We start from the raw sequence: 26,636 nt of genomic DNA, 5'->3' as shown, positions 1-26,636 counted from the left end.
TCTTCCCCCGCCTCAAGACCCACCCCCCCCCTCCCCCCCCCCCCCCCCCCCCCCCCCCCCCCCCCCCCCCCCCCCCCCCGACCCCCCCCCCCCCCCCCCCCCCCCCCCGGGGCCGGCCTGCCCGGAGACCGGGGGGACCCCGCCGCTCCAACGGAACCGGGAGTTCGAGGGCGGGCCCCGCCCGCGACGGACGCCTTCCGTCCCCGTCGGACCCGCCCGCGACACCGGCCCGTTCCTCCGTGAGGCGGACGGCCGCGGGCGTCGCGACGGCGAACGGACGCACCCGGCGCCGAAGGACGCCGCTTCCGCGGGCGGTCCCGTCCGGGCCGCCCGGCGGGTCACCCGTCCGGTGGCCGGACGGCAACCGCAAGTTCCTTTGTCAGAAGCATTGACGGACCCGCGGGGCCACTCCTACGGTCATCCGCGTCGTACTTCGTACGTCATATATGAGACGCGATATGCGAGATCCGAGAGGCGCGCATGACCTCTGTGCCCACCCCGATCCCCTCCCGCACGCAGTACGTGCTGGAGGAGATCAAACGCCGCATCCTCACCGGCCGGCTGACGCCGGGCCAGGCCCTGGTCGAGACCGATCTCGCCGCGCAGTTCGGGGTGTCCAAGACCCCGGTGCGCGAGGCGCTCAAGACCCTGGCCGGCACCGGTCTGGTGGTGATGAGCCAGTACAAGGGCGTCACGGTGCGCATGGTCGACGCGGACATGGCGCGCGAGGTCTACGACGTGCGCCTGCTCCTCGAACCCGAGGCCCTCAAGCGCGCCGTGCGGCGCGGCGCCTCCCTCGACGCCGCCCGCTCCGCGCTGACCCGGGCCGACGAGGCCACCGACACGGCCGAACGGTCGCTCGCCAACCGCGAGTTCCACCGCGCCCTCTACCTGCCGTGCGGCAACCCGCTGCTCGGCCGGATGCTCGACGAGGTCCGCGACCAGGCCGCCCTCGTCTCCGCCGTCGCCTGGGCCGCCGACCCCTCCTGGGAACAGGAGGCCAGCGAGCACCGCGAGATCCTGCGGCTCGCCCTCGGCGGGGACGCCGACGGCGCGGCACGCGCCCTGCACGCGCACATCGCGTCGTTCGTGCGCAGGGCGTTCCCCGAGGCGGGATGCGACATCCCGGAGGCCCCGGACGCCCCGGACGCCCCGCACATTCAGGACGCCCAGAAAGAGGACGCTCAGGCATGACGACGACGTTCGAGACCCAGCGGACGGCCCTGGCCGACGTGGTGGCGATCCCGGTGACCCCGTTCGCCGAGGACGGTTCCGTGGACCCCGGCACCTACCGGACCCTGCTGCGCCGTCTCCTCGACGGCGGCATCACGACCCTCACCCCCAACGGCAACACCGGCGAGTTCTACGCCCTGACCCCCGAAGAGCGCCGCCTGGTCACCGAGCTGACCCTCGAGGAGGCCGGCGACGGCTCGGCGGTCCTGGTCGGCGTGGGCCACGACGTGCCGACCGCCGTCGCCTCCGCCCGGCACGCCCGGGACGCCGGCGCGCGGATGGTGATGGTGCACCAGCCCGTCCACCCCTACGTCTCCCAGAGCGGCTGGGTCGACTACCACCGCGCCATCGCCGAGGCCGTGCCCGAGCTGGGCGTCGTCCCCTACATCCGCAACGCGCAGCTCACCGGCGCCCGCCTGGCCGAACTCGGCGACGCCTGCCCCAACGTCATCGGGGTGAAGTACTCCGTGCCGGACGCGGCGAGGTTCGCCGCCTTCGCCCGGGACGCGGGCCTGGACCGGTTCGTGTGGGTGGCCGGCCTCGCCGAGCCGTACGCGCCCTCCTACTTCTCGGCCGGCGCCACCGGCTTCACCTCCGGGCTGGTCAACGTCGCCCCGTCCGTCTCGCGGGACATGATCGAGGCGCTGCGCGCCGGTGACTACCCGGCCGCCATGAAGGTGTGGGAGCAGATCCGCCGCTTCGAGGAACTGCGCGCCGCCAACGGCTCCGCCAACAACGTCACCGTCGTCAAGGAGGCCCTCGCCTCCCTCGGCCTGTGCCGCCGCGAGGTCCGCCCGCCGAGCAAGCCCCTGCCCGAGAGCGAGCGCGCCGAGGTCGCCGCCATCGCCGCCGGATGGTCCGCATGAGCACCCCCGCCGAACAGCGCAAGCGGCCCGAGGAGCTGCGCAGCCACCAGTGGTACGGCAGCGGTGTCGCGTCGGGCCTGCGCTCCTTCAGCCACCGCGCCCGCACCCGCCAGCTGGGCTACCTGCCCGAGGAGCACCTGGGCAAGCCCGTCGTCGCGATCCTCAACACCTGGTCCGACATCAACCCCTGCCACGTCCACCTGCGGGACCGCGCGCAGGCCGTGAAGCGCGGGGTGTGGCAGGCGGGCGGCTTCCCGCTGGAGTTCCCGGTCTCCACCCTCAGCGAGACCTTCCAGAAGCCGACCCCCATGCTCTACCGCAACCTCCTCGCCCTGGAGACCGAGGAGCTGCTGCGGTCCTACCCGGTCGACGGGGCCGTGCTGATGGGCGGCTGCGACAAGTCCACGCCCGCCCTGCTCATGGGCGCGGCCAGCGCCGGCCTGCCCACCGTCTTCGTGCCCGCCGGGCCGATGCTCCCCGGCCACTGGCGCGGACAGACCCTCGGGTCCGGCACCGACATGTGGAAGTACTGGGACGACAAGCGGGCCGGCGTCATCGGCGACTGCGAGATGCAGGAACTGGAGAGCGGCCTGGCCCGCTCGCCCGGCCACTGCATGACGATGGGGACGGCGTCCACGCTGACCGCCGCCGCCGAGGCCCTCGGCGTCACGGTCCCGGGCGCGTCCAGCATCCCGGCCGTCGACTCCGGGCACGACCGGATGGCCGCGAGGGCGGGCATGGCGATCGTCGACCTGGTCCACAAGGACCGCAGGCTGAGCGACATCCTCACCGCCCAGGCGTTCGAGGACGCGGTGACGACCGTGCTCGGACTCGGCGGCTCCACCAACGCCGTGATCCACCTGATCGCCATGGCCGGCCGCGCGGGGGTGAGGCTCACCCTCGACGACTTCGACCGCATCGCCCGCACCGTCCCGGTGCTCGCCAACGTGCGGCCCGGCGGACAGAAGTACCTGATGGAGGACTTCCACTTCGCCGGCGGCCTGCCCGGGTTCCTCTCCCGCATCCCGGACCTGCTCCACCTGGAGCGGCCCACCGTCTGCCACGACACCCTGCGCGAGCAGATCGCCGGCGCGCAGGTGCACGACGACGACGTCATCCGCCCCCGCGACAACCCGGTCGCGCCCGAGGGCGGGGTGGCCGTGCTGCGCGGCAACCTCTGCCCGGACGGCGCCGTCATCAAGCACATCGCCGCCGAACCGCACCTGCTCAAGCACACCGGTCCCGCCGTCGTCTTCGACGACTACAAGGAGATGCAGCGGACCATCAACGACCCGTCGCTGCACATCACCGCCGACCACGTGCTCGTGCTGCGGGGCGCCGGCCCCAAGGGCGGCCCGGGCATGCCCGAGTACGGGATGCTGCCGCTGCCCGACCACCTGCTCAAGCAGGGCGTGCGGGACATGGTGCGGATCTCCGACGCCCGCATGAGCGGGACGAGTTACGGCGCGTGCGTGCTGCACGTGGCCCCCGAGTCGTACGTCGGCGGACCGCTGGCCCTGGTGCGCAGCGGGGACATGATCACCCTCGACGTGGCGAACCGGGTCCTCCGGCTCGAGGTGAGCGACGAGGAACTGGACCGGCGCAGGGCCCAGTGGACGCCGCCGCCCGTGCGGTACGAACGCGGCTACGGCGCGCTCTACCACGACCAGATCACCCAGGCCGACACCGGCTGCGACTTCGAGTTCCTCGCCCGGCCGGGCAAGGTGCAGGACCCCTACGCGGGCTGACCCGGCGTCCGGCCCGGTCCCCGCACACCTACGAAGAAAGCGCTTCACCCGCTCACGCACGACACAGCACGACGTACCGAGAAACGGAGAACAGTCATGGCCCAAGCCGCAGCCGTGGCGAAACCGCCCGAGCCACCCCGGCGGCGCCGTGCCTCCGCCACGCCCCGCAGGCTCCCCTACCTGCTGATCGCGCCGGCCGCCCTGCTCATGCTGGGCTTCATCGCCTACCCGGTCATCAGCGTCTTCTACTACAGCCTGCAGGAGTACAACCCCACCAAGCCGTGGCGCAACGGCTACGCGGGCTTCGACAACTTCGTCCACATCTTCACCGAGGACCCGCTGTTCTGGGACACGCTGGTCTTCAGCGCCAAGTGGGTCTTCGTCGAGGTCGGCCTCCAGCTGCTGTTCGGCCTCGCGCTGGCCCTCATCGTCAACCAGACCTTCGTCGGACGGGGCCTCGGCCGCGCCCTGGTCTTCTCCCCGTGGGCCGTCTCCGGCGTGCTCACCTCCGCGATCTGGGTGCTGCTCTACAACTCCCAGACCGGCATCACCCGCTACCTCGCGGACCTGGGCATCGGCGACTACGGCGTCAGCTGGCTGTCGGACACCTCCACCGTCTTCCCGGCGGCGGTCGTCGCCGACCTGTGGCGCGGCGTCCCCTTCTTCGCGATCCTCATCCTCGCCGACCTCCAGTCCGTCTCCAAGGACCTCTACGAGGCCGCCGAGGTCGACGGGGCCAGCCGCATCAAGCAGTTCTGGCACATCACGCTGCCGCACCTGAAGGACGCCATCATCCTGTCCACGCTGCTGCGCGCGGTGTGGGAGTTCAACAACGTCGACCTGCTCTACACCCTGACCGGCGGCGGACCCGCGGGCGAGACCACCACGCTGCCGCTGTACATCGCCAACACCTCCGTCGACGCGCACGACTTCGGTTACGCGTCGGCCCTCACCACGGTCGCGTTCGTGATCCTGCTCTTCTGCTCGATCGTCTACCTGCGGCTGAGCAAGTTCGGAGGCGAAAGCAAGTGATCACCAAAGAGGCCGCCCCGGCCGCCCCCGCCCCCGCGCGCACCGCACCCGAACCGCCCCGCCCGCCGAAGCGGCACCGGGCCTGGGACGAGGCGCCCCGCTGGCAGATCTACCTCCCGCTGGGCATCTACCTGGTCTTCACCCTCGTCCCGTTCTACTGGATCCTGCTCTTCGCGCTGCGTCCGGCCGGCTCGACCTCGCTCGTGCCCTGGCCGATGACCTTCGACCACTTCGAGAAGGTCTGGACGGACCGCAGCTTCGGCACCTTCTTCTCCAACAGCGTGCTGGTCGGCATCGCCACCCTGGTCATGACGACCCTGGTCGCCCTGGCCGGCGGCTACGCCCTCGCCCGGTTCGACTTCCGGATCAAGCGGGGCTTCATGCTGGCCCTGCTGTGCTCCCAGTTCGTGCCCGGCGCGCTGCTGCTGGTCCCGCTGTTCGAGATCTTCGCCGAACTGCAGATGATCAACTCCCTCGGCAGCGTCATCATCGCCGAGACGGTCTTCCAGCTGCCGCTGTCGATCATCCTGATCAGCAACTTCATCAAGAACGTGCCGTACTCCCTGGAGGAGGCCGCCTGGGTCGACGGGTGCAACCGGATGAGGGCCTTCCTGGTCGTCGTCCTGCCGCTGCTGCGGCCCGGCCTGATCGCCGTCGGCTCCTTCGCCTTCGTCCACTCCTGGAACCACTTCCTGTTCGCCCTGATGTTCCTCAACAACCAGGAGAAGCAGACCATCCCGGTCGGCCTCAACACCCTGATGAGCGCGGACAGCGTCGACCTCGGCGCGCTCGCCGCGGGCGGCATCATCGCGGCCGTCCCCGTGGTGCTCGTGTTCGCCTTCATCCAGAAGTGGCTGATCACCGGGTTCAGCGCGGGGGCGGTGAAGGGATGACGTCACTCCCGGCGTCCCCGGCGCCCACCGGGGCGGGAACCGGCGGGCCCCTGCCCGTCGTCCTCGCCGGCGCCCGCGGCCACGGCCGCTGGCACGTGGCGAACATCCGCCGGCTCCAGGAGAAGGGGCTGGTGCGGCTCGTCGGGATCTGCGAGCTCACCCCGCTCACCGAGGACGAGTTCGGCGGTGAACTCCCCGAGCAGTCCGCCGACTTCGGCGCCCTGCTGGAGTCCACCGGCGCCCGGGTCGCGGTCGTCTGCACCCCGATCCCGACCCACACCGACCTGGCCCTGGCGGCGGCCGAACGGGGCGTGCACCTCCTGCTGGAGAAGCCGCCGGCGCCGTCCTACGCGGAGTTCCGCCGGATGGCCGACGGGGTCGCCGCGGCCGGCGTCGCCTGCCAGATCGGCTTCCAGTCGCTGGGCTCGCACGCCGTGCCCGCGATCCGCGCCCTGATCGCCGAGGGCGCCATCGGCCGGACGGTCGGGATCGGCGGGGCCGGGGCCTGGGTGCGCGACGAGGACTACTTCCGGCGGGCGCCCTGGGCGGGCCGGCGGCGGCTGAACGGCGCCGACGTGGTCGACGGCGCGCTCACCAACCCGCTCGCCCACGCCGTCGCCACCGCCCTCGCGCTCGGCGGCAGCACCCGCGCCGAGGACGTCGCCGGCATCGAGACCGAGCTGCTGCGCGCCCACGACATCGAGTCCGACGACACCTCCTGCGTCCGCGTCACCACCGCGCAGGGCCGTCCGGTCACCGTCGCCGCGACGCTGTGCGCCGAGCGGGCCGGCGAACCGTACGTCATGGTGCACGGCACCAGCGGCCGCATCACCTTCTGGTACAAGCAGGACCGTGTCCTGCTCCAGCGCGCGGACCACGGCCCGGAGGAGTTCGAGCACGGCCGCACCGACCTGCTGGAGAACCTCGTCGCCCACCTCACCGCCGGCGACCCCCTGCTGGTCCCCCCACAGGAGACCGGCGCCTTCATGAAGGTCGTCGAGGCGATCCGGCGGGCCCCCGACCCGGTCCCGCTGCCCGCCGACGCCTGGCGCCGCGTCCCCGGCGAGAACCGCCGGGCCGTGCCCGGCGTCGACGGACTCGTCGCGGCCGCCGCCGACACCCTGTCCCTCTACTCCGAGCTGGGCGCCCCCTGGGCACGGCCCGCCGAACACCTGCCGAAAGAGGTGAGCACCCGTTGAGCGGCGACGACTCCACGGTCCTGCGCGTCGCGGGCCGGCCGGTCGGCCGGTACGTCGTCCGGCCCGAGCTGCCGGCCCGGCTCTCCCCGCGCCCGTACCTGCACCCCGTCACCACCCTGGCCGGCACGGCGGTCACCGAGCTGAGCCCCGCCGACCACGCACACCACCTCGGCGTCGGTGTCGCCGTTCCCGACGTCGAGGGGCACAACTTCTGGGGCGGACGCACCTTCGTCCGCGACCGGGGGCCGACCGAGCTGGACAACCACGGTCTCCAGCGGCACACCGCCTTCCCGCTGCGCGACCCCGACGGCTTCGTCCAGGAGCTGCGCTGGGTCGCCGCACCGGGCGAACTGCTGCGCGAGCGCCGCACGGTCGCGGCCACCCCCCTCACCGACCGCGCCTGGGCACTGGACCTCACCTTCTCCCTCACCAACGTCACCACCGGCCCGCTCTCCTTCGGCAGCCCCGCCACCAACGGCCGCCCCGGCGCCGCCTACGGCGGCTTCTTCTGGCGGGCCCGCAAGGAGCAGGCGCCGCCGGACGCCTTCACCGCCGACGCACGGGGCGAGGACGAGGTCCACGGCCGCCGCGCGGACTGGCTCGCCCTGGCCGGTTCCACCTGGACGCTGGTCTTCGCCGGGGCCACCGAGGAGACCCGGCGCGACCCCTGGTTCGTGCGCACCGCCGAGTACCCGGGCGTCGGCTCCTCGCTCGCCCACGACGCGCGGCTGCCGGTCCCGCCCGGCCGGACGGTGGTCCGCCGGATCGTCACCGTCGTCGCCGACGGCCGCCTCAGCCGGGACGAGGCCGCCGCCCTGGTCCGCAAGGCGGTGAGCCCGTGACCGCCGAGCCGACGGACACCACCTACCGCAACCCGGTCCTGAACGCCGACTGGTCCGACCCGGACGTGATCCGCGTCGGCGACGACTTCTACCTGACCGCCTCCAGCTTCGGCCGCGTCCCCGGACTGCCGCTGCTGCACTCCCGCGACCTGGTCAACTGGACCCTCGTCGGCCACGCCCTCGAACGCCTCGAACCCGAGGGGGAGTTCGCGGTGCCCCGGCACGACTGCGGCGTCTGGGCCCCGTCCCTGCGCCACCACGACGACCGGTTCTGGATCTTCTGGGGCGACCCCGACCGGGGCGTCTTCCAGGTCAACGCCCCCCAGATCCGCGGACCCTGGACCCGCCCGCACCTGGTGAAGGCCGGCAAGGGCCTGATCGACCCGTGCCCGCTGTGGGACGAGGAGACCGGCGAGGCCTACCTGGTGCACGCCTGGGCGAAGTCCCGCTCCGGGATCAAGAACCGCCTCACCGGCCACCGGATGCACCCCCACGGCACCGAACTCCTCGACGAGGGCAAGGTGATCGTCGACGCCGACCGCATCCCCGGCTGGTTCACCCTGGAGGGCCCCAAGCTCTACCGGCACGACGGCTGGTTCTGGATCCTGGCGCCCGCCGGGGGAGTGGAGACCGGCTGGCAGGGCGCCTTCCGCGCACGGGAGTTCTTCGGCCCGTACGAGGAGAAGGTCGTCCTGGAGCAGAAGGACACCGACGTCAACGGGCCCCACCAGGGCGGCTGGGTGCGCACCCCGTCCGGCGAGGACTGGTTCCTGCACTTCCAGCAGCGCGGGGCGTACGGCAGGGTGGTCCACCTCCAGCCGATGCGCTGGGACGACGGGGGCTGGCCGGTGCTCGGGGACCGCGGCGCCCCCGTCATCGCGCACCGCCGCCCGGACCTGCCGCCGCAGCCGCCCGTCGCGCCCGCCACCGACGACGACTTCCCCGGCGGCCGCCACGGCCGCCAGTGGCAGTGGACCGCCAACCCCCGGGAGGGCTGGACCACCCAGCACTCCGCCGACGGACTGCGGCTGACCTGCGTGCGCTCCACCGACGCGCACGACCTGCGCAGACTGCCCCACGTCCTCACCCAGCGGCTGCCCGGCGCCCCGTGCACCGTCGAGGTGGAGCTGCGGCTCGACAGCGAGGAGCCCGGCGCGCGGGCTGGCCTGGTGGTCCTCGGGGACGCGTACTGCTGGATCGGGCTCCAGCGGGGCGCGGACGGCACCGTGCGCCTGGTGCACCGGTTCGCGGAGACGGTCGCGCGGGAGGAACGGGACGCCGATCACCCGCGGACCGCTCCCGAGGGCCGGGCCCGGCTGCGCGTCGAGATCGGAGCCGGGGCGCGCTGCCGCTTCTCCTACGACACCGGGGGCGGCTTCCGCCCCTCCGGCCAGGTCTTCGCCGCCACCCCCTGGCGCTGGGTCGGCGCCCTGCTCGGCCTGGTCGCCCTCGCGCCCGCCGGCCAGGGACACGCCGGCGCGGCCGTGTTCACCCGGTTCAGGACCCGGGCCGCGTCGCACGGCTGAACGCCGCCGGGCGACGACCACCCCCCACAACGCCCCATCCCGTTGGATCCAGAAGAAGAGAGCCGACCAATGAAGATCAGCAATCTCGGAAACAGCACCGGCAGACGCCGCACCTCGGCCGCCGTCGCCCTGGGGGCCGTGCTCGCCCTGACCGTCACCGCCTGCGGCGACGACGGCAGCGGAGCGGGCGGCGACAAGGGGGCCGAGGGCGACGGCAAGGGCAGGATCGTCTTCTGGGACAACAACGGCGGTGTCCGCACCGACGTCTGGAAGGAGATCATCGCCGACTTCGAGAAGGCCAACCCGGACATCGACGTCCAGTACGTCGGCATCGCCGCCACCGAGTACCAGTCCAAGGTCGACACCGCCATCCAGGGCGGCGGCCTGCCGGACGTCGGCGGTGTCGGCGCCGCCATGCTCGCGGGCTTCGCCGCCCAGCAGGCGCTCGACCCGCTGGACGAACGCCTGGAGAAGTCCTCCCTGAACGGCAAGCTCAACAAGGACATGGTCGAGTCGCTGCGCGCCGCCGGCGGCGGCGACGACAAGCTCTACTCGGTCCCGACCTCCGCGAACAACGGCGTGCTGTACTACCGCACCGACCTGTTCGAGAAGGCGGGCCTCCAGGAGCCGACGACCTGGGACCGCTTCTACGAGGCCGCCGAGAAGCTCACGAACAAGGGCAAGAACGAGTTCGGCTACACCATCCGCGGCGGCGCCGGCTCCATCGCCCAGGCCCTGGACGCGATGTACGGCCAGTCCGGCATCACCACGTTCTGGGACTCCACCGGCAAGAAGACCACGGTCGACGACCCGAAGAACGTCGAGGCCCTGGAGAAGTACGCGGGCCTGTTCAAGAGGGTCACTCCCGCGGCCGACCTGAACAACGACTTCACCAAGATGGTCGCGCAGTGGGACTCCGGCACGATCGGCATGCTCAACCACAACCTCGGGTCCTACCAGGACCACGTGAAGGCGCTGGGCGCCGAGAAGTTCCGCGGCATCCCGCAGCCCACCGGCCCCGGCGGCAAGCGGGTCCAGGTCTCCAACCCGGTCGACGGGCTGGGCCTGTTCAAGAGCTCCAAGAACAAGGAAGCCGCCTGGAAGTTCATCGAGTACGCCACCTCGCACGAGGCGAACTCGAAGTTCAACGAGTCGGCCGGGCAGGTGCCGTCGAACACGGACGCCGCGAAGGACGCCTGGATCGAGAAGGCGGAGCCGACGAAGCTGGCCGCGGACGCGCTGAGCGACGGCTCCACGACCATCGTCCAGCTGCCGTACTACCTGCCGGACTGGAACACGATCTCCAAGGCCGACAACGAGGCGAACTTCCAGAAGGTGCTGAACGGGGACCTGAGCGCGAAGGACTTCCTGGACAAGCTGGCCGAGCAGCTGAACGAGGCCAAGGCCGAGTGGGACGAGCAGATGGGGTGAACGGCTCCGCCGCGGGACGGCCCGGGGGCTTCGGGTCCGCGGGCCGCCCCGGGCCGGCCGCGCACCGGCATCGACACGGTCCCGCGCCCCGCGGCCCCGCACCCCCGAGGGAGTCCACCCACCTCCTGCTGAAAGGCACACGCCCGTGTCCCTCACGCGCAGACAGATCGCCGTCGCCGGTCTCGGCGCCCCCCTCGCCCTCGGGGTGAGCGCGACCGCGCGGGCCGCCCCGGGACGGCGTTCCCGGACCCTCCACATCGCCGGTGACTCCACCGCGGCCCAGAAGTACGCCGACGCCGCCCCCGAGACCGGGTGGGGCATGGCGCTGCCCTTCCTGCTCGGCCGGCACCTCGAGGTCGCCAACCACGCCGTGAACGGGCGGAGCTCGAAGAGCTTCGTCGACGAGGGGCGCCTCGAGGCGCTCCTCTCCGCCGTCCGGCCGGGCGACCTCCTCCTCGTCCAGTTCGCGCACAACGACGAGAAGGCCACCGACCCGAGCCGTCACACCGAGCCCTGGACGACGTACCAGCAGTACCTGCGGCGGTACGTCGACGGGGCGCGGGCCCGCGGGGCGCAACCGGTGCTGGCCACCGCCGTGGAGCGGCGGCGGTTCGACGCGGACGGTGACGCCGTGCCGAGCCACGGCGCGTACCCGGCGGCGATGCGGGCGCTGGCCCGCGAGGAGCGGGTGGCGCTGCTCGACGTCCAGGCCCTGTCGCTGGAGCTGTGGCAGGAGCTCGGCGCCGAGGAGACCAAGAAGTACTTCGACTGGACGCCCGACGAGCAGGACAACACGCACTTCAGCCCCACGGGCGCGATCGCCGTGGCCCGGCTGGTCGTCCGGGAGCTGCTGCGCACCCGGGTGCTCGCGCCGCGCGACGTGCGCCGGCTGGACGAGACGGTCCCCGAGTCCTGGATCACCTGGCCGCAGGCCACCGCCTGACCCCCCGAATCCGAGGAGAACCCCACCGTGAACCGATCGAAATGGCATGCTCACGCCATAACGAGAACCGCTTCGCTGGCCGGTTGCACCGCCCTGGTGCTGGCCCTGACCGGCACCGGGGCCCAGGCGCACTCCCCGTTCCCCCAGCGCGACCCCGCCCGGCAGACGCTGGCCCCGGGCGACGGCTGGGCCGCCCACGGCACCGGCACCACCGGGGGCGCCGCCGCGGACGCCGCGCACGTGTACACCGTGACGAACTGGGCCGAGTTCAGGGCCGCCCTGGCCGACGACGCCGGCGCGCCGAGGATCATCAAGGTGAAGGGGACCGTCGACGCGGTCTCCGAGGGCTGCGGGGCGTTCGCCGCGCCCGGCTACGACTTCGACGCCTACCTCGAGAAGTACGCCCCCGGGACCTGGGGGCACGAGGAGGACCTGAGCGCCGAGCCCGACGACAGCCCGGAGGGGCTGCGCAGGGCCTCGGCCGCGAACCAGAACCGGGCCGTCAAGGTGAACGTCCCCTCCGACACCACGATCATCGGTGTCGGCCGGAACGCCGCGGTCAAGGGCGCCAGCCTCCAGATCAGGGACGTGGACAACGTCATCGTCCGCAACCTCACCCTGGAGAGCCCGGTCGACTGCTTCCCCCAGTGGGACCCGACCGACGGCGAGAAGGGCAACTGGAACTCCGAGTACGACACGGCCGTGGTGCACAACTCCACGCACGTCTGGTTCGACCACAACACCTTCACCGACGGCGAGCACCCCGACAGCGAGGCGCCCACTCACTTCAGCATGCTGTACCAGCAGCACGACGGGCAGCTGGACATCGTCCGGGGCGCGAACTACGTGACCGCCTCCTGGAACGTCTTCACCGAGCACGACAAGACGATCCTGATCGGCAACAGCGACGGCGAGTCCACCGCCGCCGGTGACCGGGGCAGACTGAAGGCGACGTTCCACCACAACCTGTTCGCGGAGCTGACCGAGCGCACGCCGCGCGTCCGCTTCGGGCAGGTCGACGTGTACAACAACCACTTCGTGGCCGGCGCGGGCTACGGCTACAGCTTCGGCATCGGCAAGGAGTCCCAGCTCGTCGCCGAGCACAACGCGTTCACCCTGCCGAAGGGCACCAGCCCGGCGAAGGTGCTCAAGCGGTGGAACGACGCGCCGCTCACGGCCGCACACAACCGGGTCAACGGCAAACGCGTGGACCTGATCGCCGCGCACAACGCGGAGAACCCGCAGGCGCCGCTGCGCTCCGGCGCCGGCTGGACCCCCGTCCTGCGCACCGCCGTCCACCCGGCGCAGGCGGTGCCGGCGCTGGTCAAGCTGTACGCGGGTGCGGGCCGCATCCGCTGACACCCCCGAGAGCCGGCCGGGGCGGGACGCATCCCGCCCCCACTGCGGAATGCCCCCGCCCCGGCCCCGGCGCCGCCCGCACCGAAGGAGCACCCGCATGCCCCCGCCCCACCGCCCCGCGCCCCTGTCCCGCAGGGGTCTCCTGCTCGCCGGCGCCACGGCCGGCACCGCGCTCGCCCTGCCCGCCGCCACCGCGCGGGCCGCGCACCGGCCGCACCGCCCGTTCGGCCGGTACGGCTCGCCCGCCGCGCGCCCGACCGCGAAGACGCTGTACGTCCACCCGGGCGGCGCCGGCGACTTCACCACCGTCCAGGCCGCCGTGGACGCCGCGGCCGGCGCCGGGTACACCCTGGTCATCGCGCCGGGCACCTACCGCGAGACGGTCACGGTCGACGCCGACCGCACCGGCATGACCTGGATCGGCGTCTCCGCGGACCCCCGCGACACGGTCGTCGTGCACGACAACGCGGCCGGCACCCCGAGGCCCGGCGGCGGCACCCTCGGCACCTCCGGCTCGGCCACCACCACCCTGCGCCCCGACGGCTTCACCGCCCGCCGGATCACCTTCGCCAACGACTGGCTGCGCGCCGACCACCCCGGGACCGGCGGCACCCAGGCCGTCGCCCTCAAGGTCCAGGGCGACCGCAGCGCCTTCCACCACTGCCGGTTCCTCGGCCACCAGGACACCCTGTACGCCGACACCCCCTCCCTGGACACCTTCGCCCGTCAGTACTTCTCCCACTGCCACGTCGAGGGCGACGTCGACTTCGTCTTCGGCCGGGCGACCGCCGTCTTCGCGCACTGCCACTTCCGCGCCCTGGCCCGCACCGACCTGACGGGCCCCCCGTACGGCTTCGTCTTCGCGCCCTCCACGGCCGGTGCCAACCCGCGCGGCTACCTGGTCACCCGCAGCCGGATCAGCAGCGAGGCCCCCGACGGCTTCTACAAGCTGGCCCGCCCCTGGGTGCCCAGCTCCGACCCCACCGCCCGGCCGATGCTCACCGTCCGGGAGACCCGCCTCGACGCCGGCATCGACGCGGTCGCCCCGTACGCGACCATGTCGAGCGGCCACCCCTGGCAGGAGCAGCGCTTCGCCGAGTACCGCAACACCGGACCGGGTGCCGTGATCACCGTGCCGGAGAACCGGCCCCAGCTCGACCGGGTCCGGGCCGCCTCCCACACCCCGCGGGTCCACCTCGGCGACTGGCGGCCCCGGTGACGGCGCCCGTCCCCGGCCCGCCCGGCCTCCACCGGGCGCTCAGGGACGACCTGCGCTTCCCGCTGGCCTGGGGCACCTCGCCGGTCCGCGACTTCCCCGCGTGGCGGCGGGCGGCCCGGGCCAAGGTCGAGGAACTGCTCGTCGTCCCCCGCCAGGACGGCACCCCGTACGCGCCGCGGTACACGGACCGCTCGGAGGCCGACGGCTTCACCCGCGAACTCGTGACCGTCACCCTCACCCGCCACACGCGGGCCCGCGGTGCCCTGCTCACCCCGCGGGGCGCCGGCCCCTTCCCGGCCGTGCTGCTGCTGCACGACCACGGCTCCCGGTTCGACATCGGCAAGGAGAAGGCCGTCCGGCCCTGGTACGACGACACCCGGCTCGCCTCCGCCGAGGAATGGGCCGGCCGGCACTTCGACGGCCGCTTCGTCGGCGACGAACTCGCCCGGCGCGGCCACGTGGTGCTCTGCCTGGACGCCCTCGGCTGGGGCGAGCGCGGGCCCCTCGCCTACGAGCAGCAGCAGGCGCTGGCGAGCAACCTCTTCCACCTCGGCTCCTCGCTCGCCGGACTCCACGCCCGCGAGGACCAGCGGGCCGCGGCCTTCCTGGCGGGACTGGACCGGGTGGACGCGCGCCGGGTCGCCGCCCTCGGGTTCTCCATGGGCGGCTACCGGGCCTGGCAGGTCGCCGCCCTCAGCGACGACGTCGCGGCCGCGGCGAGCGTGTGCTGGATGACGGGCCTGAGGGAGATGATGGTCCCCGGCAACAACACGCTGCGCGGGCAGTCGGCGTTCCACATGCTCCACCCCGGGCTCTCCCGGTACCTCGACATCCCCGACGTGGCGAGCATCGCCGCGCCGAAGCCGATGCTGTTCTTCCACGGCGGACGCGACGCCCTCTTCCCCGCCGACGGGGTGCGGGCCGCGTACGACCGGCTGCGCGCCGTCTGGCGTTCGTGCGGGGCGGGGGAGCGGCTGCGGCTGAAGACCTGGCCCGCGGCCGGCCACGTCTTCGACGCCGCGATGCAGGACGAGGTGCACGCCTGGCTCGGCTCCGTCCTGCGCGGCTGATCCGCGCGGCCGGGACCCGGCCGCGCCTCCCGTGCCGCGACGGGGCCGGGGCGGTCCCGGCCACCGCCGTCACGGCGGACCGTGCGGCCCGGGAGCCTGCGCGCCGTGACCGGCGAGGACCGCGCCGGACGCCAGGGCGCGGGCGGCGTCGGCGAAGTACTGCTCGTCGGCGTCGGGGGCGAGACCGATGACGACGCCCTGGCCGAGGCCCGTGAGCAGGGCCCTGAGCGCGGTGACCAGACGGTGCGCCTGGTGCGCCGTCACGGGACTTCCCCGGTGGGACCGGCCGGTGAACAACGCGACCAGGTGGTTCTCCTGGGTCCGGACGGACGCGGCGATCCGGGACCCCAGCTCGGGGTCGTGCAGGGCCATGTCCAGCAGGGTGAGCTGCAGCACCAGGCCGGTCCGTGCACCGGGGGCGTCACAGCCGCGCCGGTAGTGCCGGGCGAAGGCGTCGACCGCTCCGAGGAGGTCCAGCCCGGCCGGAACCGCCTGCTCGATCTCCTCGTAGTGCGGCCGCAGGTGATCGGTGACCAGGGCGGTCATCAGACCGCCCTTGCTGCCGAACAAGGAGTAGACGGCGCCGGTGGTCAGCCCGGCCCGTTCGGCGATCTCCTCGAGCCTGGCGCGGTGCCCGTCCCGGGAGACGACCTGGAACGCGGCGTCCAGCAGGGCGCGGCGGTTCCGTTCCTTGGTCTCCGCTCTCGTCATTCTCATAATGTTATTATCGTAGTAACGTCATTACGGAAACGGAAACGGAAACGGGAGCGGCACGGGCGGCAGGGAGGGACACGCATGGCGCGGAGTCGGGCGAAGACGTCGGTGGCGACGTTCCAGGTGGTGGGAGCCGTCGCGGACGGCGTCGTCAAGGTGCTGCTCGGTGCCGCCTTCGTCGCCGCCGCGTCCCGGATCGGCGACCTGATCGGCGTGCCCGTCTGGCTGATGATCGCCTCCGGTGCCGTCCTGCTGGCCGTCGGCGGGATCGAGGTCCGGTACGTGCGCCGCCGTTCGATGTCCACCTGCACGCGGCTCATGACCGTCTACGACGGCGGCTGGGCGCTGGCGACGCTGGCCTCCGTGCTGATGGCGCGGTCGGGCAGCGGGGCCGGGGGCGAGGTGTGGATCGCCTACCAGACGGCGGCGTCCCCCGCGTTCGCCGCGCTGCTGCTGGCCGCCGCCCCCGTGCGGCCGGCCCCGGAGCCCCGCGCGGAGGAACCCGCACCGGGGGACTCCGCACCGGGGAACGCGGACGCCCCCGCCGGGTGTGGACCGGCGGAGGCGCCCTGACGGCCCTTCGGATGGGGGTCCGAAGAGCCGGGGTTCCGGCGGGCCCGAGGGGGGTTCGGGCGTCGCCGGGGCCGGGCCGCCGGACGTCGAGACGGCGGCCCGGAGTCGTGTCACGGACGCGGCGGGATCACTTGTAGGTGATGTCCGAGTCCGAGAACTTGCAGTACTTCCCGTCGGGACCGGAACCGAGGTCCTTCGGCTCCTTGCCCGAACTGTTGCCCTGGTAGCGGGTGCAGGTCTTCATCTTCTTCTTGCTGTCGCCGTGGATGCGGATCCCCGACAGCGTGGCGGTGTCGCCGTAGTTGGTGTTGATGCCCACGATCGACTTGCCGGGCGCGGTGAGGTCGATGTCCTTCAGCACGATCGTGCGCTTGTACTGCGTCTTGCAGTTGCCGCAGGAGCGCACCAGCTTGCCGAAGTCCTCGACCTGGAAGCCGCTCACGGTCAGCGTGCCGGCGCCGTTGAACTGCAGCACCTTGTCGTCGGCCTTCCGCGCGCCGCCGCCGATCACCTTGTACTGCGCCGACGACGACTTGCCCTTGAAGCTGGCGGCGTCCTCGCCGACGTCCAGCCACCAGACGTTCTCCAGCGTGCAACTTCCCTTGCAGTGCACGCCGTCGGCGGCCGGGGTGCCGATGATGACGTTCTTCAGCGTGGCGCCGTCGGCCAGTTCGAAGATCGCGTCCTGGCCCTCGTCCTGGCTGTCGCCGCCCAGGGCGCCGGTGCCGTAGAACTTCTTCATGCCGCCGTCGTAGACGCCGGAGACCGGCACGGTCTTCGACACCGGCTTGCTGCCGGTGTCCGAGGGCCAGGACGGGGCGGCGCTCGCGGTGGACAGCATCGTCGAGGAGACGATCGCCGCACCCGTGATGCCGAGCGCGGAGAACCCGGCGATCAGCGTCCGCTTCTTGGCGGTGCGGCGCCGGTGGGAGACGCGCTGTTCGGCTCGTGCAGTCATGCCATTCCTTGCGTGGAGAGGGTCTTTGCGTCTCCTGGTCGCCGCCGGCGCGGGAAGGGTTGCCGCCTCTCCGGAGAATTTTTCCGGGCCGGCCGTCACGAGGTCCGGACCGGTACCGGGTCCGGCCGTCACGAGCCCCCGTCGTCGGGCGGACCGCCCCCGTCCGCCGTGTCCTCGTCGCCCTGACGCGCGAAGTCACCGCCCACGGAGAACTGGTGCGACCCGGTGGCGGCCGTCGCGGTGTAGCGGTCGTCCCCGGCGTCCCGGTCGCCGCGCTCGTGGTCGTACTGCCCCGCGAACACCCACTCGCCCGGCGGGACCGCACGGCCCTCCCTGAGGGTCCAGGTGTAGACGAGGAAGCCGTCCCGCTCCCGGACCGTGAGGTCGAAGTCGGCCTCGGGCAGCGAACGCCAGGCGCCCGTGGAGGCCACCTTGCCGGTCTGCGCGATCCGCAGCTCCACGGTGAGCGCGGTCAGCCGCTCGGCGGTCTTCAGGGTGACGTTGCTCTGCGCCCAGAACTCGTGGCTGTGCGGGTCCACCGAGCCGTCCGACCACAGCGGCCCGTCCTCCGTCCCGGCCGGCGGCCGGACGGTGCCGGACGCACTCGGCGTCCCGGCGGACGGGGCGCCGGTGTCCCGCGGCCGGTCCGGGGCGCTTGAGGAGGGCGCCACCGGCGGCACGGGCGCCCTGCTCGTCGCGTCCGGGGAGGGCGTGGGCGAGGGGTCCGGCGAGACGGCCACGTGCCGCTGCGCAGGCGGGGCGTCGCCCTTCACCGCGGAGGCGACGGCGTAACCGCCCACCGCGAGCACACCGGCCACCGCGGCCGTCGCGCCCGCCACCCGGAGCCAGCCGAACACCGGTGGGCGCCGGGCCCGGTGGTCCGGCCGGGCCGGACCGGCCATGCCGCGCTCGATCCGGGCCAGCATGCGCTCCCGGTCGGGCTCGTGCGCCCCGGCCGCCTCCTGCAGCCGGGCGCGCAGCTCCTCGTGCACGTCCTGCCGCATCGTCACCGGTCCCTTCCCTCGGCCCCGCCGGAGCGTTCGCGCACGCCCTCGGCCGTGTCCCCGCGGGCGGCCGCCCCCATCGCCGCGTGCACCCGCTGCGGCACCTCCCGCGAGCCCAGCAGCCGCTGCAGTTCGGCCATCCCCTTCGAGGTCTGGCTCTTCACCGTACCCACCGAGACGCCGAGGACCAGCGCGGTGTCCTTCTCCGACAGGTCGAAGGCGTGCCGCAGCACCACGCACGCCCGCTTGCGGAACGGCAGCCGGCGCAGCGCCTCCCGCACGTCCACCACGCCCGCCACGTCGGGGTTCTCGGTCCGCTCCTCGCGCTGCGGCCAGAACAGCGCGATCCGGCGCCGTTCGCGCACCGCGCTGCGGATGCGGGTGCGGGCCAGGTTGGCCACCACGCCCCGGGCGTACGCCACCGGGTGGTCGGCGGCCCGCACCCGGTCCCAGCGGTGCCACAGCGCCAGCAGCGCGTCCGCCGCCAGGTCGTCGGCGGTGTCCGCCTCACCGGTCAGCAGATGGGCCAGCCGGGACAGTTCGGCGTAGTGGCGCTCGAAGAAGGCGTGGAACTCCACGGAGGCGGTGTCGTCGACGACGGTGCCCATGGCCTCCCTCCCCTCGCGGCGGCGTCGGGCGCCCGGCGGGCACCCGTGTGGCTGTGCGCGCCGTGTGGACGGCGTGTGCGCGTCCGGCGTCGACCGGACGAGATCCGGAGCGTAGCAGTGATCGTTCATGCGTTCGTGCGGGGGGCCGAACGCCGTCTGACGGGCCGACAGCCGACTCCGTCCTCCGGACCCCGCCCGAACTCGGTCCCGGGCGGGCGCGGTTCGGCCGGCGGCCGCCCGCCGGCCCCCCGGCGCCGAGGGGCACGCGTCGGGTCCGGCACCGTGTCCGGCGCGCGGAGGACGACGTCGTCCCCGGTCCGCTCCGCGGCCGGCCCGGTCGACCGGATCCCGGGCACCGGGCGGGCGCGGGCGGAAGAGGACGGGCCGCCCCCCGGGGAGACGGCCCGTCCGTGCGGTGTCCGCGGTGCCGCGCCGCGCGGTCAGCCCTCCAGCTCCAGCACCAGCTCGTCGACCTCCGCGTCCCGCCCGGGCGCGTACGCCGTGGCCCGCCCGGAGACCGCGAAGCCGCACCGCTCCAGCACGCGCAGCGACCCGGTGTTGTCCGCGGCGACGCGCGCGTACAGCGGGCGTTCGGTCACCTCGGCCAGCAGCCCGCGCAGCGCGGCCGTGGCGACGCCCCGGCCCCAGTACGCGCGGTCGATCCAGTACGTCACCTCGCGCTCGCCCGCCTCCCCGTACACCGCCGCGTGGCCGACCACGTCCCCGTCGCCCAGCACGGTGCGCACGACGATCTCCGGCGAGCTGCGGATGTGCGCCCAGTGGGCGTCGAAGGCGTCCCGGTCGGCCGGGTCCTCGGGGGTGAAGGCCGCCATGCGCAGGGCCTCCGGGTCGTTCAGCTGCCGGTAGAAGACGGGCAGGTCGCTGTCGTGCACCGCGCGCAGGGCGATGTCCGGCGCGTCCGTCGCGTCGCCCGGGCCGCCCGGGTTCCTCGGGTCCACCGCTCAGAGCCTCCGGGTCGCCAGGGTCAGCCGGTCCCGCGCGTCGAACAGGGCGTCCTTGACCATCTGCTCGTGCGCGGGCGTGAGCCGGGCCACCGGCACCGAGCAGCTGATCGCGTCCCGCGCGGGGGTGCGGTAGGGGATCGCCACGCCGAAGCAGCGCAGCCCGAGCGTGTTCTCCTCGCGATCCACGGCGAATCCCTGCTCCCGCACCTGGTGCAGCTCCTCGATGAGCCGCTCCCGGTCGGTGATGGTGTTCTCGGTCAGGGCGGGCAGCGTCTCGGGGAGCATCTTGCGGACCTGCTCGTCCGTGTACGTGCTCAGCAGCGCCTTGCCCAGCGAGGTCGAGTGCGCGGGCAGCCGGCGGCCGACCCGGGTGAAGGGGCGCAGGTAGTGCTGCGACTGACGGGTGGCCAGGTAGACGACGTTGGTGCCGTCGAGCCGGGCGAGGTGGATGGTCTCCGTCGTGTCGTCCGAGAGCCGGTCCAGGGTGGGGCGGGCCGCCGCCACCACCTCGTCGCCGTCGATGTAGGAGGTGCCGACCAGCAGCGCCCGCACGCCGATGCCGTAGCGCGTGCCCGTCGCGTCCGTCTCCACCCAGCCGAGGTCCACCAGCGTGCGCAGCAGCATGTAGAGGCTGGACTTGGGGTAGCCGACGGCCTCCTGGACCGCCGCGAGGGAGTGCATGCCGGGACGCCCGGCGAAGTACTCGAGCAGTTCAACGGTCCGCACCGCGGACTTGACCTGCGCCCCGCCGCCCGTCTCGCCAGCCGACATCGCCCTTGACCCTCTCGTCCGCCGGGAAATAGTCTCCCCAGCATATTCATCATCGGAGACAGTGTTCAGTATATCGAACGCTCCTGGTGAATGACGTACATCCTGCGGCATGACATGCAGCATTCAAGTGGAGGGACCCGCGGTGGCAGCAGCACCAGTCTGGAGTGTCGACCCCCGAACCGGGAAGCAGCGTGAACAGGTTGCGGTGGAGGCCACGGCCCAGGAGGTGGACGCCGCCGTCCGGGCCGCGCACGACGCGCGGGACGCCCTGGCCGACCGCGCCGTCCGCGCGGCCTTCCTGCGCACGGCCGCCGACGAGCTGGAGGCGGCCAAGGACGCGCTCGTCGAGACCGCCGACGCCGAGACCGCCCTCGGCCCGGTCCGGCTGACCGGCGAACTCGCCCGCACCTGCTACCAGCTGCGGGCCTTCGCGGACATCGTCGACGAGGGCGCCTTCCTCGACGTCGTCATCGACCACCCCGACGACACCGCCACCCCGCCCGTCCCGGACCTGCGCCGCCACAAGGTCCCGCTGGGCGTCGTCGCCGTCTACGCGGCCTCCAACTTCCCCTTCGCCTTCTCCGTCCCCGGCGGCGACACCGCGAGCGCGCTCGCGGCCGGCTGCCCGGTCGTCGTCAAGGCCCACCCCGACCACCCGGCCCTGTCCGAACGGGTCGCCGGGGTGCTGCGCCGGGCCGCCGCCCGGCACGGCGTCCCCGAGGGCGTGCTCGGCCTGGTGCACGGCTTCGAGGCCGGCGTCGAGCTCGTCGAGCACCCGCTGGTGTCGGCGGCCGGCTTCACCGGCTCGGTGCGCGGCGGCCGCGCCCTCTTCGACGCGGCGGCCGCCCGTCCGGTCCCGATCCCGTTCCACGGCGAGCTGGGCTCCCTGAACCCGGTGCTGGTCACCGAGGACGCGGCCGCCGAGCGCGCCGAGGAGATCGGCGCGGGCCTGGCGGGCTCGATGACGCTGGGCGTCGGCCAGTTCTGCGTGAAGCCGGGCCTGGTCCTGGTGCCGGCCGGCGCGGCCGGCGACCGGCTGGTGAAGTCCCTGGCCGACGCGGTCGGCGACACCGGGGCGGGCGTCCTGCTCGACCACCGCATGCGCGACAACTTCGTCGCCGGGGTCGCCGAGCGCACCCGGCTGCCCGAGGTGGAGTCCCCGGTGACGCCGGGCGCGGCCGGCGAGCACGCGGTCGGCGCGGGCTTCCTCACCGTCCCGGCGAGCCGGCTGGTCCGGGAGGGCGAGCACGACCTGCTCCTCGAGGAGTGCTTCGGCCCGGTCACCGTGGTGGCCCGCTACGAGGACGAGGCCGAGGCCCGGGCCGTGCTGGCGCGGCTGCCGGGCAACCTCACCGCGACCGTCCAGCTGTCCGCCCGGGAGGCGGAGGGCGAGGGCCGCGGCGCGGAGCTGCTGCGGGAGCTGACGCCGCTGGCCGGCCGCGTGCTGGTGAACGGCTGGCCGACGGGCGTCGCCGTGGCCCCCGCCCAGCACCACGGCGGGCCCTACCCGGCGACGACCTCCACGTCCACGTCCGTGGGCGGCACCGCCATCGAGCGGTGGCTGCGGCCCGTCGTGTACCAGAACACGCCCCCGGCGCTGCTGCCGCCGGAGCTCCGGGACGACAACCCGCTCGGGCTGCCGCGCCGTTTCAACGGCCGCCTGGAACGCTGACCGGACGCGCCGCGCGCGGCCCGCGGGGCAACCCCGGGCCGCGGGGGTCCTAGCCCCCCGGGGTGCCGCGGCGGGCCGGGAACCGCACGACCGGCCGGTGACGTCTCCCGGCACATGATCGGACCGCACCGAAACGCCGGTCCCCCGCTGATCAGGGCCGCCCTGGCCGCCGAGGTCCCGGAGATCGCCGCACTGCACCGGCGCGCCCGGTCCACCTACTACCCGGACGGCCTCCCGGACGACGGCACGGACTGGCGGGTGCGCTGGCGGGAGGCCGTCGAGCGGCCCGACGGCCGGGTGCTGTGCGCGGTGCGGGGCGCCCGCCCGGTGGGCATCGCCTCCTTCCGCGCCCCGGAGGGCGGGAGCGCCGGCACCGTCGAGCTGTTCCAGTTCCACGTCGACCCCGGCCACTGGCGCTCGGGCGTCGGCACCGCCCTGCACGCCGCCTGCGTGCGGCAGTGGCGGGCGGACGGACGGCGGGAGGCGGTCCTCGGGGTGCACGCCGGCAACCACCGCGCGCAGGCCCTCCACACCCGTCGGGGCTGGACCCCGGACCCGCGGCACCCGCCCGCCGAGGACGGCCACCACCTCCGCCTGCGGTTCGCCGTGCCCGGGGAATGGGAACGACTGATTGAACGTTCACGCGGTCGGCGGAGGGAGCCTCCGCACCCGTACGAGCTGGAGAGTGCCGACACGATGCGCGTCGAGATCTGGTCCGACATCGCCTGCCCCTGGTGCTACGTCGGAAAGGCCCGCTTCGAGAAGGCGCTGGCCGCCTTCCCGCACCGCGACGGGGTCGAGGTGGTGCACCGCTCCTTCGAACTGGACCCGGGCCGCGCCAAGGACGACGTCCAGCCCGTGATCACGATGCTCGCCGAGAAGTACGGCGTGAGCGAGGCGCAGGCCGAGGCCGGTGAGGACAACCTGGGCGTCCAGGCCGCCGCCGAGGGCCTGCCCTACCGCACCCGGGGCCGGGACCACGGCAGCACCTTCGACATGCACCGCCTGCTGCACTTCGCCCGCGAGCGGGGCCGCCAGGCGGAGCTGTTCGACCTGCTGTACCGGGCCAACTTCGCCGAGGAGCGGTCCGTCTACGGCGACGACGAGCGGCTCGTCGAGCTGGCCGTCGCCGCCGGTCTGGACGCGGACGCCGCCCGGCGGGTCCTCGCCGACCCGGAGGCGTACGCCGCCGGGGTCCGCGCCGACGAGCGCGAGGCCGCACGGCTCGGCGCGACCGGGGTGCCGTTCTTCGTGCTGGACCGCCGCTACGGCGTCTCCGGCGCCCAGCCCGCCGAGGTCTTCACCCGGGCGCTGGCGCAGGCCTGGGGCGAGCGCCCGCGGCCGAAGCCGGTCGACGGCGGCTCCGGCGCGGCGGACGGGCAGGACGGCCAGGACGCGGCGGAGGTCTGCGGTCCGGACGGATGCGCGGTGCCGCAGCACCGAGACGCGCAGGTCCCGGCTGGCTCATAAGCTCCCCCCGGGCGTACCGCGGGGAGGCGGGCGATGGACGGGAAGACCCCGGGCCCGCAGAGTGGACCCATGGAGAGTCTCGAGAACGTCGTCCGTGCCGAGTTCGCCCCGAGGACCACCCACCTGAACACCGCGGCCCACGCCCTCCTGCCCGCCCGTACCGCGGCCGCGCTCCAGGAGGCCGTGCGGCTCCGCGCGGAGGGCCGCCCGCTGGACCCGCTGTACGCCGACGTCGAGGCCTGCCGGGCCGCCTACGCCCGGCTGGTCGGCGTCCCCGCCGAGCAGGTGGCGGCCGGGGCCACGGCCGCCCTGCACACCTCGCTGGTCGCGGCCTCGCTGCCGCCGGGCGCCGAGGTGCTCACCGCGGAGGACGACTTCACCTCCGTCCTCAACGCCTTCCACACCCGGGGCGACCTCAAGGTGCGGTCCGTGCCGCTGGAGCGGCTCGCCGCCTCCGTCCGGCCGGGCACCGCGCTGGTCGCGGTCAGCGCCGTCCAGTCCGCCGACGGCCGGATCGCCGACCTGCCCGCGCTGCGCGAGGCGGCCCGGGCGCACGGGGCGCGCACCTACGTCGACCTCTCCCAGGCGGCCGGCTGGCTGCCGGTGGAGGCCGGCGCGTTCGACTACTCCGTCTCCATCACCTACAAGTGGCTGCTCGGCCCGCACGGGGCGGCCTTCCTCGTCGTGCCCGAGGACCTCGGCGGCCTGCCGCCGGTGCAGGCGAGCTGGGCCGCGGCGGAGGAGCCCTGGGCCAGCTGCTACGGGCCCGTCGCCCAACTCGCCCGCTCCGCACGGCGGTTCGACTCCAGCCCCGCCCTGTTCACCTACGCGGGACTGCGCGCCTCCCTCGAACTCGTCGAGGAACTCGGCGTGGACGCCGTCCGGGCCCACGACCTGGCCCTCGCCGACCGCTTCCGCGCGGGCCTCGCCGCACTGGGCCACGAGCCCGTGCCCGCGCCCGGCTCGGCGATCGTGTCCGTGCCCGGACTGGGACGGCTGCAGCCAAAGCTGTCCGCGTCGGGCATCGAGGTGTCGAACCGCGCGGGCAACCTGCGGGCGTCCTTCCACCTGTACAACACGGCCGCCGACGTGGACCGGCTGCTGGAGGCGCTGTCCGGCTGAGGGCCCCGGCGCCCCTTGCCTCCCGCCGTGCGCACGGCCGCGGGCCGGTGCCTCCCTGTCCCACCCGAGGAGGCCCGCCCCGCGGTCGGTGTCACACCGTCACCTCACCGGCGTGAAGTTCCTGGCGCCGATGAACTCCGGCCGCCGCACCGGCGCCGCGAACGGCTCGACCGCCGTGTTCTCGACGCTGTTGAACACGATGAACACGTTGCTGCGCGGGAACGGCGTGATGTTGTCGCCGGAACCGTGCATGGCGTTGCAGTCGAACCAGGTCGCCGAGCCCGCCCTGCCGGTGAACAGCTTGATGCCGTACTCGGACGCCAGCGAGGTCAGCGCCTCGTCGGACGGCGTGCCCGCGTCCTGCATCTGCAGCGACTTCTTGTAGTTGTCCTTCGGCGTGGCCCCCGCGCAGCCGAGGAAGGTCTTGTGCGACCCCGGCATGATCATGAGCCCGCCGTTGGTGTCGAAGTTCTCGGTCAGCGCGATCGACACGGACACCGTCCGCATCCGCGGCAGCCCGTCCTCGGCGTGCCAGGTCTCGAAGTCCGAGTGCCAGTAGAAGCCGCTGGCCCCGAAGCCCGGCTTGACGTTGATCCGCGACTGGTGGACGTAGACGTCCGAGCCGAGGATCTGCCGGGCGCGGCCGACGACGCGCTCGTCGCGCACCAGGCGCGCGAACACCTCGCTGATCCTGTGCACCTCGAAGACCGAGCGGATCTCCTGGGACTTCGGCTCGACGATCGACCGCTCGTCCTCCCGGACCGCCGGGTCGGCGACCAGGCGGTTCAGCTCGTCCCGGTAGACGGCGACCTCGTCCTCGCCGATCAGCTGGTCGACGGCGAGGAAGCCGTCACGTTCGAACGCCCCGAGGTCGGCCGGCGTGATCGGGCCGGGCGCGTCGGGGGCGCCCCAGACGACCGGGTCCTGGCGCGGGGTGAGCACCTCGGAGGTGCCGCGCGTCGGGTAGAGGTCGGGGACCCGGGTGCCGGTGGTGGTGGTCGCGGTGGTCATGGAACCTCACACCTCCTCGGTGAGCAGCGGGTAGACGCCGTTCTCGTCGTGGTCCTCCCGTCCGGTGACCGGCGGGTTGAAGACGCAGATGCAGTGGAAGTCCTCCTTGACCTTGAGCGTGTGCCGCTCGTGGCCGTCCAGGAGGTACATGGTCCCGGGCGTGATGCGGTACGTCTTCCCGGTCTCGTGGTCGGTCAGCTCGGCGTCGCCCCGGGTGCAGACGACGGCCTCGATGTGGTTGGCGTACCACATCGACGTCTCGGTACCCGCGTAGAGGATCGTCTCGTGCACGGAGAAGCCGACCTTCTCCTTGGCGAGGACGATGCGCTTGCTCTCCCAGGTGCCGGACGCCGATTTCACGTGCCGGTCGGTGCCTTCGATCTCCTTGAACGAACGGACGATCACGG

General features: G+C 73.6%; 25 protein-coding genes and 1 pseudogene. 18 read left to right on the top strand and 8 right to left on the bottom strand.

The window, feature by feature from the left end:
- Positions 1 to 480: 480 nt before the first annotated feature.
- From ACZ56B_RS13080 to ACZ56B_RS13020, 13 genes are all read left to right on the top strand, one after another.
- Positions 481 to 1,194 carry a GntR family transcriptional regulator gene (locus ACZ56B_RS13080; RefSeq protein ID WP_468789273.1) on the top strand — a complete coding sequence of 238 codons (714 nt, stop codon included), beginning with the start codon at positions 481 to 483 and terminating at the stop codon, positions 1,192 to 1,194.
- Positions 1,191 to 2,099, top strand: a complete 909-nt coding sequence (locus ACZ56B_RS13075) for a dihydrodipicolinate synthase family protein (RefSeq protein WP_468789271.1) — start codon at positions 1,191 to 1,193, stop codon at positions 2,097 to 2,099. Before ACZ56B_RS13080 ends, ACZ56B_RS13075 begins: the two co-directional genes overlap by 4 nt.
- Entirely contained in the window at positions 2,096 to 3,847 is a 1,752-nt protein-coding gene (araD, locus tag ACZ56B_RS13070; RefSeq protein WP_468789269.1) for an L-arabinonate dehydratase, read from the top strand. Before ACZ56B_RS13075 ends, araD begins: the two co-directional genes overlap by 4 nt.
- A gap of 96 nt (positions 3,848 to 3,943) precedes the next feature.
- The gene (locus ACZ56B_RS13065; RefSeq protein ID WP_468789267.1) at positions 3,944 to 4,879 is read left to right on the top strand and encodes a carbohydrate ABC transporter permease; all 936 of its coding nucleotides are present in this window, start codon (positions 3,944 to 3,946) and stop codon (positions 4,877 to 4,879) included.
- Complete coding sequence (locus tag ACZ56B_RS13060) at positions 4,876 to 5,772, top strand: carbohydrate ABC transporter permease (protein WP_468789265.1); 897 nt, start codon at positions 4,876 to 4,878, stop codon at positions 5,770 to 5,772. Before ACZ56B_RS13065 ends, ACZ56B_RS13060 begins: the two co-directional genes overlap by 4 nt.
- Positions 5,769 to 6,971 (top strand): Gfo/Idh/MocA family protein, encoded by a 1,203-nt coding sequence (locus tag ACZ56B_RS13055; protein WP_468789262.1) that lies wholly within the window; start codon positions 5,769 to 5,771, stop codon positions 6,969 to 6,971. The genes ACZ56B_RS13060 and ACZ56B_RS13055 overlap by 4 nt, the downstream gene beginning before the upstream one ends.
- The gene (locus tag ACZ56B_RS13050) at positions 6,968 to 7,813 is read left to right on the top strand and encodes a DUF6807 domain-containing protein (RefSeq protein ID WP_468789260.1); all 846 of its coding nucleotides are present in this window, start codon (positions 6,968 to 6,970) and stop codon (positions 7,811 to 7,813) included. The genes ACZ56B_RS13055 and ACZ56B_RS13050 overlap by 4 nt, the downstream gene beginning before the upstream one ends.
- The gene (locus tag ACZ56B_RS13045; RefSeq protein WP_468789258.1) at positions 7,810 to 9,339 is read left to right on the top strand and encodes a glycoside hydrolase family 43 protein; all 1,530 of its coding nucleotides are present in this window, start codon (positions 7,810 to 7,812) and stop codon (positions 9,337 to 9,339) included. The genes ACZ56B_RS13050 and ACZ56B_RS13045 overlap by 4 nt, the downstream gene beginning before the upstream one ends.
- A 69-nt stretch (positions 9,340 to 9,408) precedes the next feature.
- A complete protein-coding gene (locus tag ACZ56B_RS13040; protein WP_468789256.1) occupies positions 9,409 to 10,770 on the top strand; it encodes an ABC transporter substrate-binding protein in 1,362 nt (453 codons plus the stop codon).
- A gap of 145 nt (positions 10,771 to 10,915) precedes the next feature.
- On the top strand, positions 10,916 to 11,713 hold the full coding sequence (locus ACZ56B_RS13035) for a rhamnogalacturonan acetylesterase (RefSeq protein ID WP_468789254.1): 798 nt from the start codon (positions 10,916 to 10,918) through the stop codon (positions 11,711 to 11,713).
- Between the two features lie 27 nt (positions 11,714 to 11,740).
- Positions 11,741 to 13,072, top strand: coding sequence for a pectate lyase family protein (locus ACZ56B_RS13030; RefSeq protein WP_468789252.1), 1,332 nt, complete (start codon positions 11,741 to 11,743; stop codon positions 13,070 to 13,072).
- A gap of 97 nt (positions 13,073 to 13,169) precedes the next feature.
- Entirely contained in the window at positions 13,170 to 14,291 is a 1,122-nt protein-coding gene (locus ACZ56B_RS13025) for a pectinesterase family protein (protein WP_468789250.1), read from the top strand.
- The gene (locus ACZ56B_RS13020) at positions 14,288 to 15,361 is read left to right on the top strand and encodes a dienelactone hydrolase family protein (RefSeq protein ID WP_468789248.1); all 1,074 of its coding nucleotides are present in this window, start codon (positions 14,288 to 14,290) and stop codon (positions 15,359 to 15,361) included. The genes ACZ56B_RS13025 and ACZ56B_RS13020 overlap by 4 nt, the downstream gene beginning before the upstream one ends.
- Before the next feature lie 69 nt (positions 15,362 to 15,430).
- Here ACZ56B_RS13020 and ACZ56B_RS13015 read toward each other — a convergent pair whose 3' ends face one another.
- Entirely contained in the window at positions 15,431 to 16,072 is a 642-nt protein-coding gene (locus ACZ56B_RS13015) for a TetR/AcrR family transcriptional regulator (protein ID WP_468789246.1), read from the bottom strand.
- Positions 16,073 to 16,156: 84 nt separating this feature from the next.
- Between ACZ56B_RS13015 and ACZ56B_RS13010 the strand changes: the two genes are divergently transcribed.
- The gene (locus ACZ56B_RS13010) at positions 16,157 to 16,648 is read left to right on the top strand and encodes a hypothetical protein (RefSeq protein ID WP_468789244.1); all 492 of its coding nucleotides are present in this window, start codon (positions 16,157 to 16,159) and stop codon (positions 16,646 to 16,648) included.
- 127 nt (positions 16,649 to 16,775) lie between these two features.
- Here the strand turns inward: ACZ56B_RS13010 and ACZ56B_RS13005 are convergent, their stop codons facing one another.
- The 5 genes from ACZ56B_RS13005 to ACZ56B_RS12985 all read right to left on the bottom strand — a co-directional run bounded on the left by ACZ56B_RS13005 (position 16,776) and on the right by ACZ56B_RS12985 (position 20,954).
- Complete coding sequence (locus ACZ56B_RS13005; RefSeq protein WP_468789242.1) at positions 16,776 to 17,606, bottom strand: pectate lyase; 831 nt, start codon at positions 17,604 to 17,606, stop codon at positions 16,776 to 16,778.
- 128 nt (positions 17,607 to 17,734) lie between these two features.
- Positions 17,735 to 18,616, bottom strand: coding sequence for a hypothetical protein (locus ACZ56B_RS13000; protein WP_468789240.1), 882 nt, complete (start codon positions 18,614 to 18,616; stop codon positions 17,735 to 17,737).
- Positions 18,613 to 19,218, bottom strand: coding sequence for a SigE family RNA polymerase sigma factor (locus tag ACZ56B_RS12995; RefSeq protein ID WP_468789238.1), 606 nt, complete (start codon positions 19,216 to 19,218; stop codon positions 18,613 to 18,615). The genes ACZ56B_RS13000 and ACZ56B_RS12995 overlap by 4 nt, the downstream gene beginning before the upstream one ends.
- Before the next feature lie 440 nt (positions 19,219 to 19,658).
- A complete protein-coding gene (locus ACZ56B_RS12990; protein WP_468789236.1) occupies positions 19,659 to 20,177 on the bottom strand; it encodes a GNAT family N-acetyltransferase in 519 nt (172 codons plus the stop codon).
- Positions 20,178 to 20,180: 3 nt separating this feature from the next.
- Complete coding sequence (locus ACZ56B_RS12985) at positions 20,181 to 20,954, bottom strand: IclR family transcriptional regulator (protein WP_437091868.1); 774 nt, start codon at positions 20,952 to 20,954, stop codon at positions 20,181 to 20,183.
- A gap of 142 nt (positions 20,955 to 21,096) precedes the next feature.
- Here ACZ56B_RS12985 and ACZ56B_RS12980 point away from each other — a divergent pair, with 142 nt between their 5' ends.
- The 4 genes and pseudogenes from ACZ56B_RS12980 to ACZ56B_RS12965 all read left to right on the top strand — a co-directional run bounded on the left by ACZ56B_RS12980 (position 21,097) and on the right by ACZ56B_RS12965 (position 25,218).
- Positions 21,097 to 22,626 carry an aldehyde dehydrogenase (NADP(+)) gene (locus ACZ56B_RS12980; RefSeq protein ID WP_468789234.1) on the top strand — a complete coding sequence of 510 codons (1,530 nt, stop codon included), beginning with the start codon at positions 21,097 to 21,099 and terminating at the stop codon, positions 22,624 to 22,626.
- 114 nt (positions 22,627 to 22,740) lie between these two features.
- Positions 22,741 to 23,160, top strand: a pseudogene (locus tag ACZ56B_RS12975) (GNAT family N-acetyltransferase); the annotation flags it as partial.
- Between the two features lie 162 nt (positions 23,161 to 23,322).
- Positions 23,323 to 24,096 (top strand): DsbA family oxidoreductase, encoded by a 774-nt coding sequence (locus ACZ56B_RS12970; RefSeq protein ID WP_468789340.1) that lies wholly within the window; start codon positions 23,323 to 23,325, stop codon positions 24,094 to 24,096.
- A gap of 69 nt (positions 24,097 to 24,165) precedes the next feature.
- The gene (locus tag ACZ56B_RS12965; protein ID WP_468789232.1) at positions 24,166 to 25,218 is read left to right on the top strand and encodes an aminotransferase class V-fold PLP-dependent enzyme; all 1,053 of its coding nucleotides are present in this window, start codon (positions 24,166 to 24,168) and stop codon (positions 25,216 to 25,218) included.
- A 99-nt stretch (positions 25,219 to 25,317) separates the two neighbouring features.
- Here the strand turns inward: ACZ56B_RS12965 and thpD are convergent, their stop codons facing one another.
- A complete protein-coding gene (thpD, locus tag ACZ56B_RS12960; RefSeq protein WP_468789230.1) occupies positions 25,318 to 26,229 on the bottom strand; it encodes an ectoine hydroxylase in 912 nt (303 codons plus the stop codon).
- 6 nt (positions 26,230 to 26,235) lie between these two features.
- Positions 26,236 to 26,634: an ectoine synthase gene (locus ACZ56B_RS12955; RefSeq protein ID WP_468789228.1), complete on the bottom strand. Its 399-nt coding sequence runs from the start codon at positions 26,632 to 26,634 to the stop codon at positions 26,236 to 26,238.
- Positions 26,635 to 26,636 lie beyond the last annotated feature (2 nt).

This window comes from Streptomyces sp. NPDC034670 (assembly GCF_055574875.1).
This window is presented reverse-complemented; position numbering and strand designations above follow the sequence as displayed.

Bases quoted from the DNA above. Each gene is read 5' to 3' on its own strand.
- ACZ56B_RS13080 (WP_468789273.1), top strand. From the start codon at position 481: ATGACCTCTGTGCCCACCCCGATCCCCTCCCGCACGCAGTACGTGCTG.
- ACZ56B_RS13010 (WP_468789244.1), top strand. From the start codon at position 16,157: ATGGCGCGGAGTCGGGCGAAGACGTCGGTGGCGACGTTCCAGGTGGTG.
- araD (WP_468789269.1), top strand. From the start codon at position 2,096: ATGAGCACCCCCGCCGAACAGCGCAAGCGGCCCGAGGAGCTGCGCAGC.
- ACZ56B_RS13015 (WP_468789246.1), bottom strand. From the start codon at position 16,072: ATGACGAGAGCGGAGACCAAGGAACGGAACCGCCGCGCCCTGCTGGAC.
- ACZ56B_RS13075 (WP_468789271.1), top strand. From the start codon at position 1,191: ATGACGACGACGTTCGAGACCCAGCGGACGGCCCTGGCCGACGTGGTG.
- ACZ56B_RS13055 (WP_468789262.1), top strand. From the start codon at position 5,769: ATGACGTCACTCCCGGCGTCCCCGGCGCCCACCGGGGCGGGAACCGGC.
- ACZ56B_RS12985 (WP_437091868.1), bottom strand. From the start codon at position 20,954: ATGTCGGCTGGCGAGACGGGCGGCGGGGCGCAGGTCAAGTCCGCGGTG.
- ACZ56B_RS13065 (WP_468789267.1), top strand. From the start codon at position 3,944: ATGGCCCAAGCCGCAGCCGTGGCGAAACCGCCCGAGCCACCCCGGCGG.
- ACZ56B_RS13025 (WP_468789250.1), top strand. From the start codon at position 13,170: ATGCCCCCGCCCCACCGCCCCGCGCCCCTGTCCCGCAGGGGTCTCCTG.
- ACZ56B_RS12970 (WP_468789340.1), top strand. From the start codon at position 23,323: ATGCGCGTCGAGATCTGGTCCGACATCGCCTGCCCCTGGTGCTACGTC.
- ACZ56B_RS12965 (WP_468789232.1), top strand. From the start codon at position 24,166: ATGGAGAGTCTCGAGAACGTCGTCCGTGCCGAGTTCGCCCCGAGGACC.
- thpD (WP_468789230.1), bottom strand. From the start codon at position 26,229: ATGACCACCGCGACCACCACCACCGGCACCCGGGTCCCCGACCTCTAC.
- ACZ56B_RS12995 (WP_468789238.1), bottom strand. From the start codon at position 19,218: ATGGGCACCGTCGTCGACGACACCGCCTCCGTGGAGTTCCACGCCTTC.
- ACZ56B_RS13005 (WP_468789242.1), bottom strand. From the start codon at position 17,606: ATGACTGCACGAGCCGAACAGCGCGTCTCCCACCGGCGCCGCACCGCC.
- ACZ56B_RS13040 (WP_468789256.1), top strand. From the start codon at position 9,409: ATGAAGATCAGCAATCTCGGAAACAGCACCGGCAGACGCCGCACCTCG.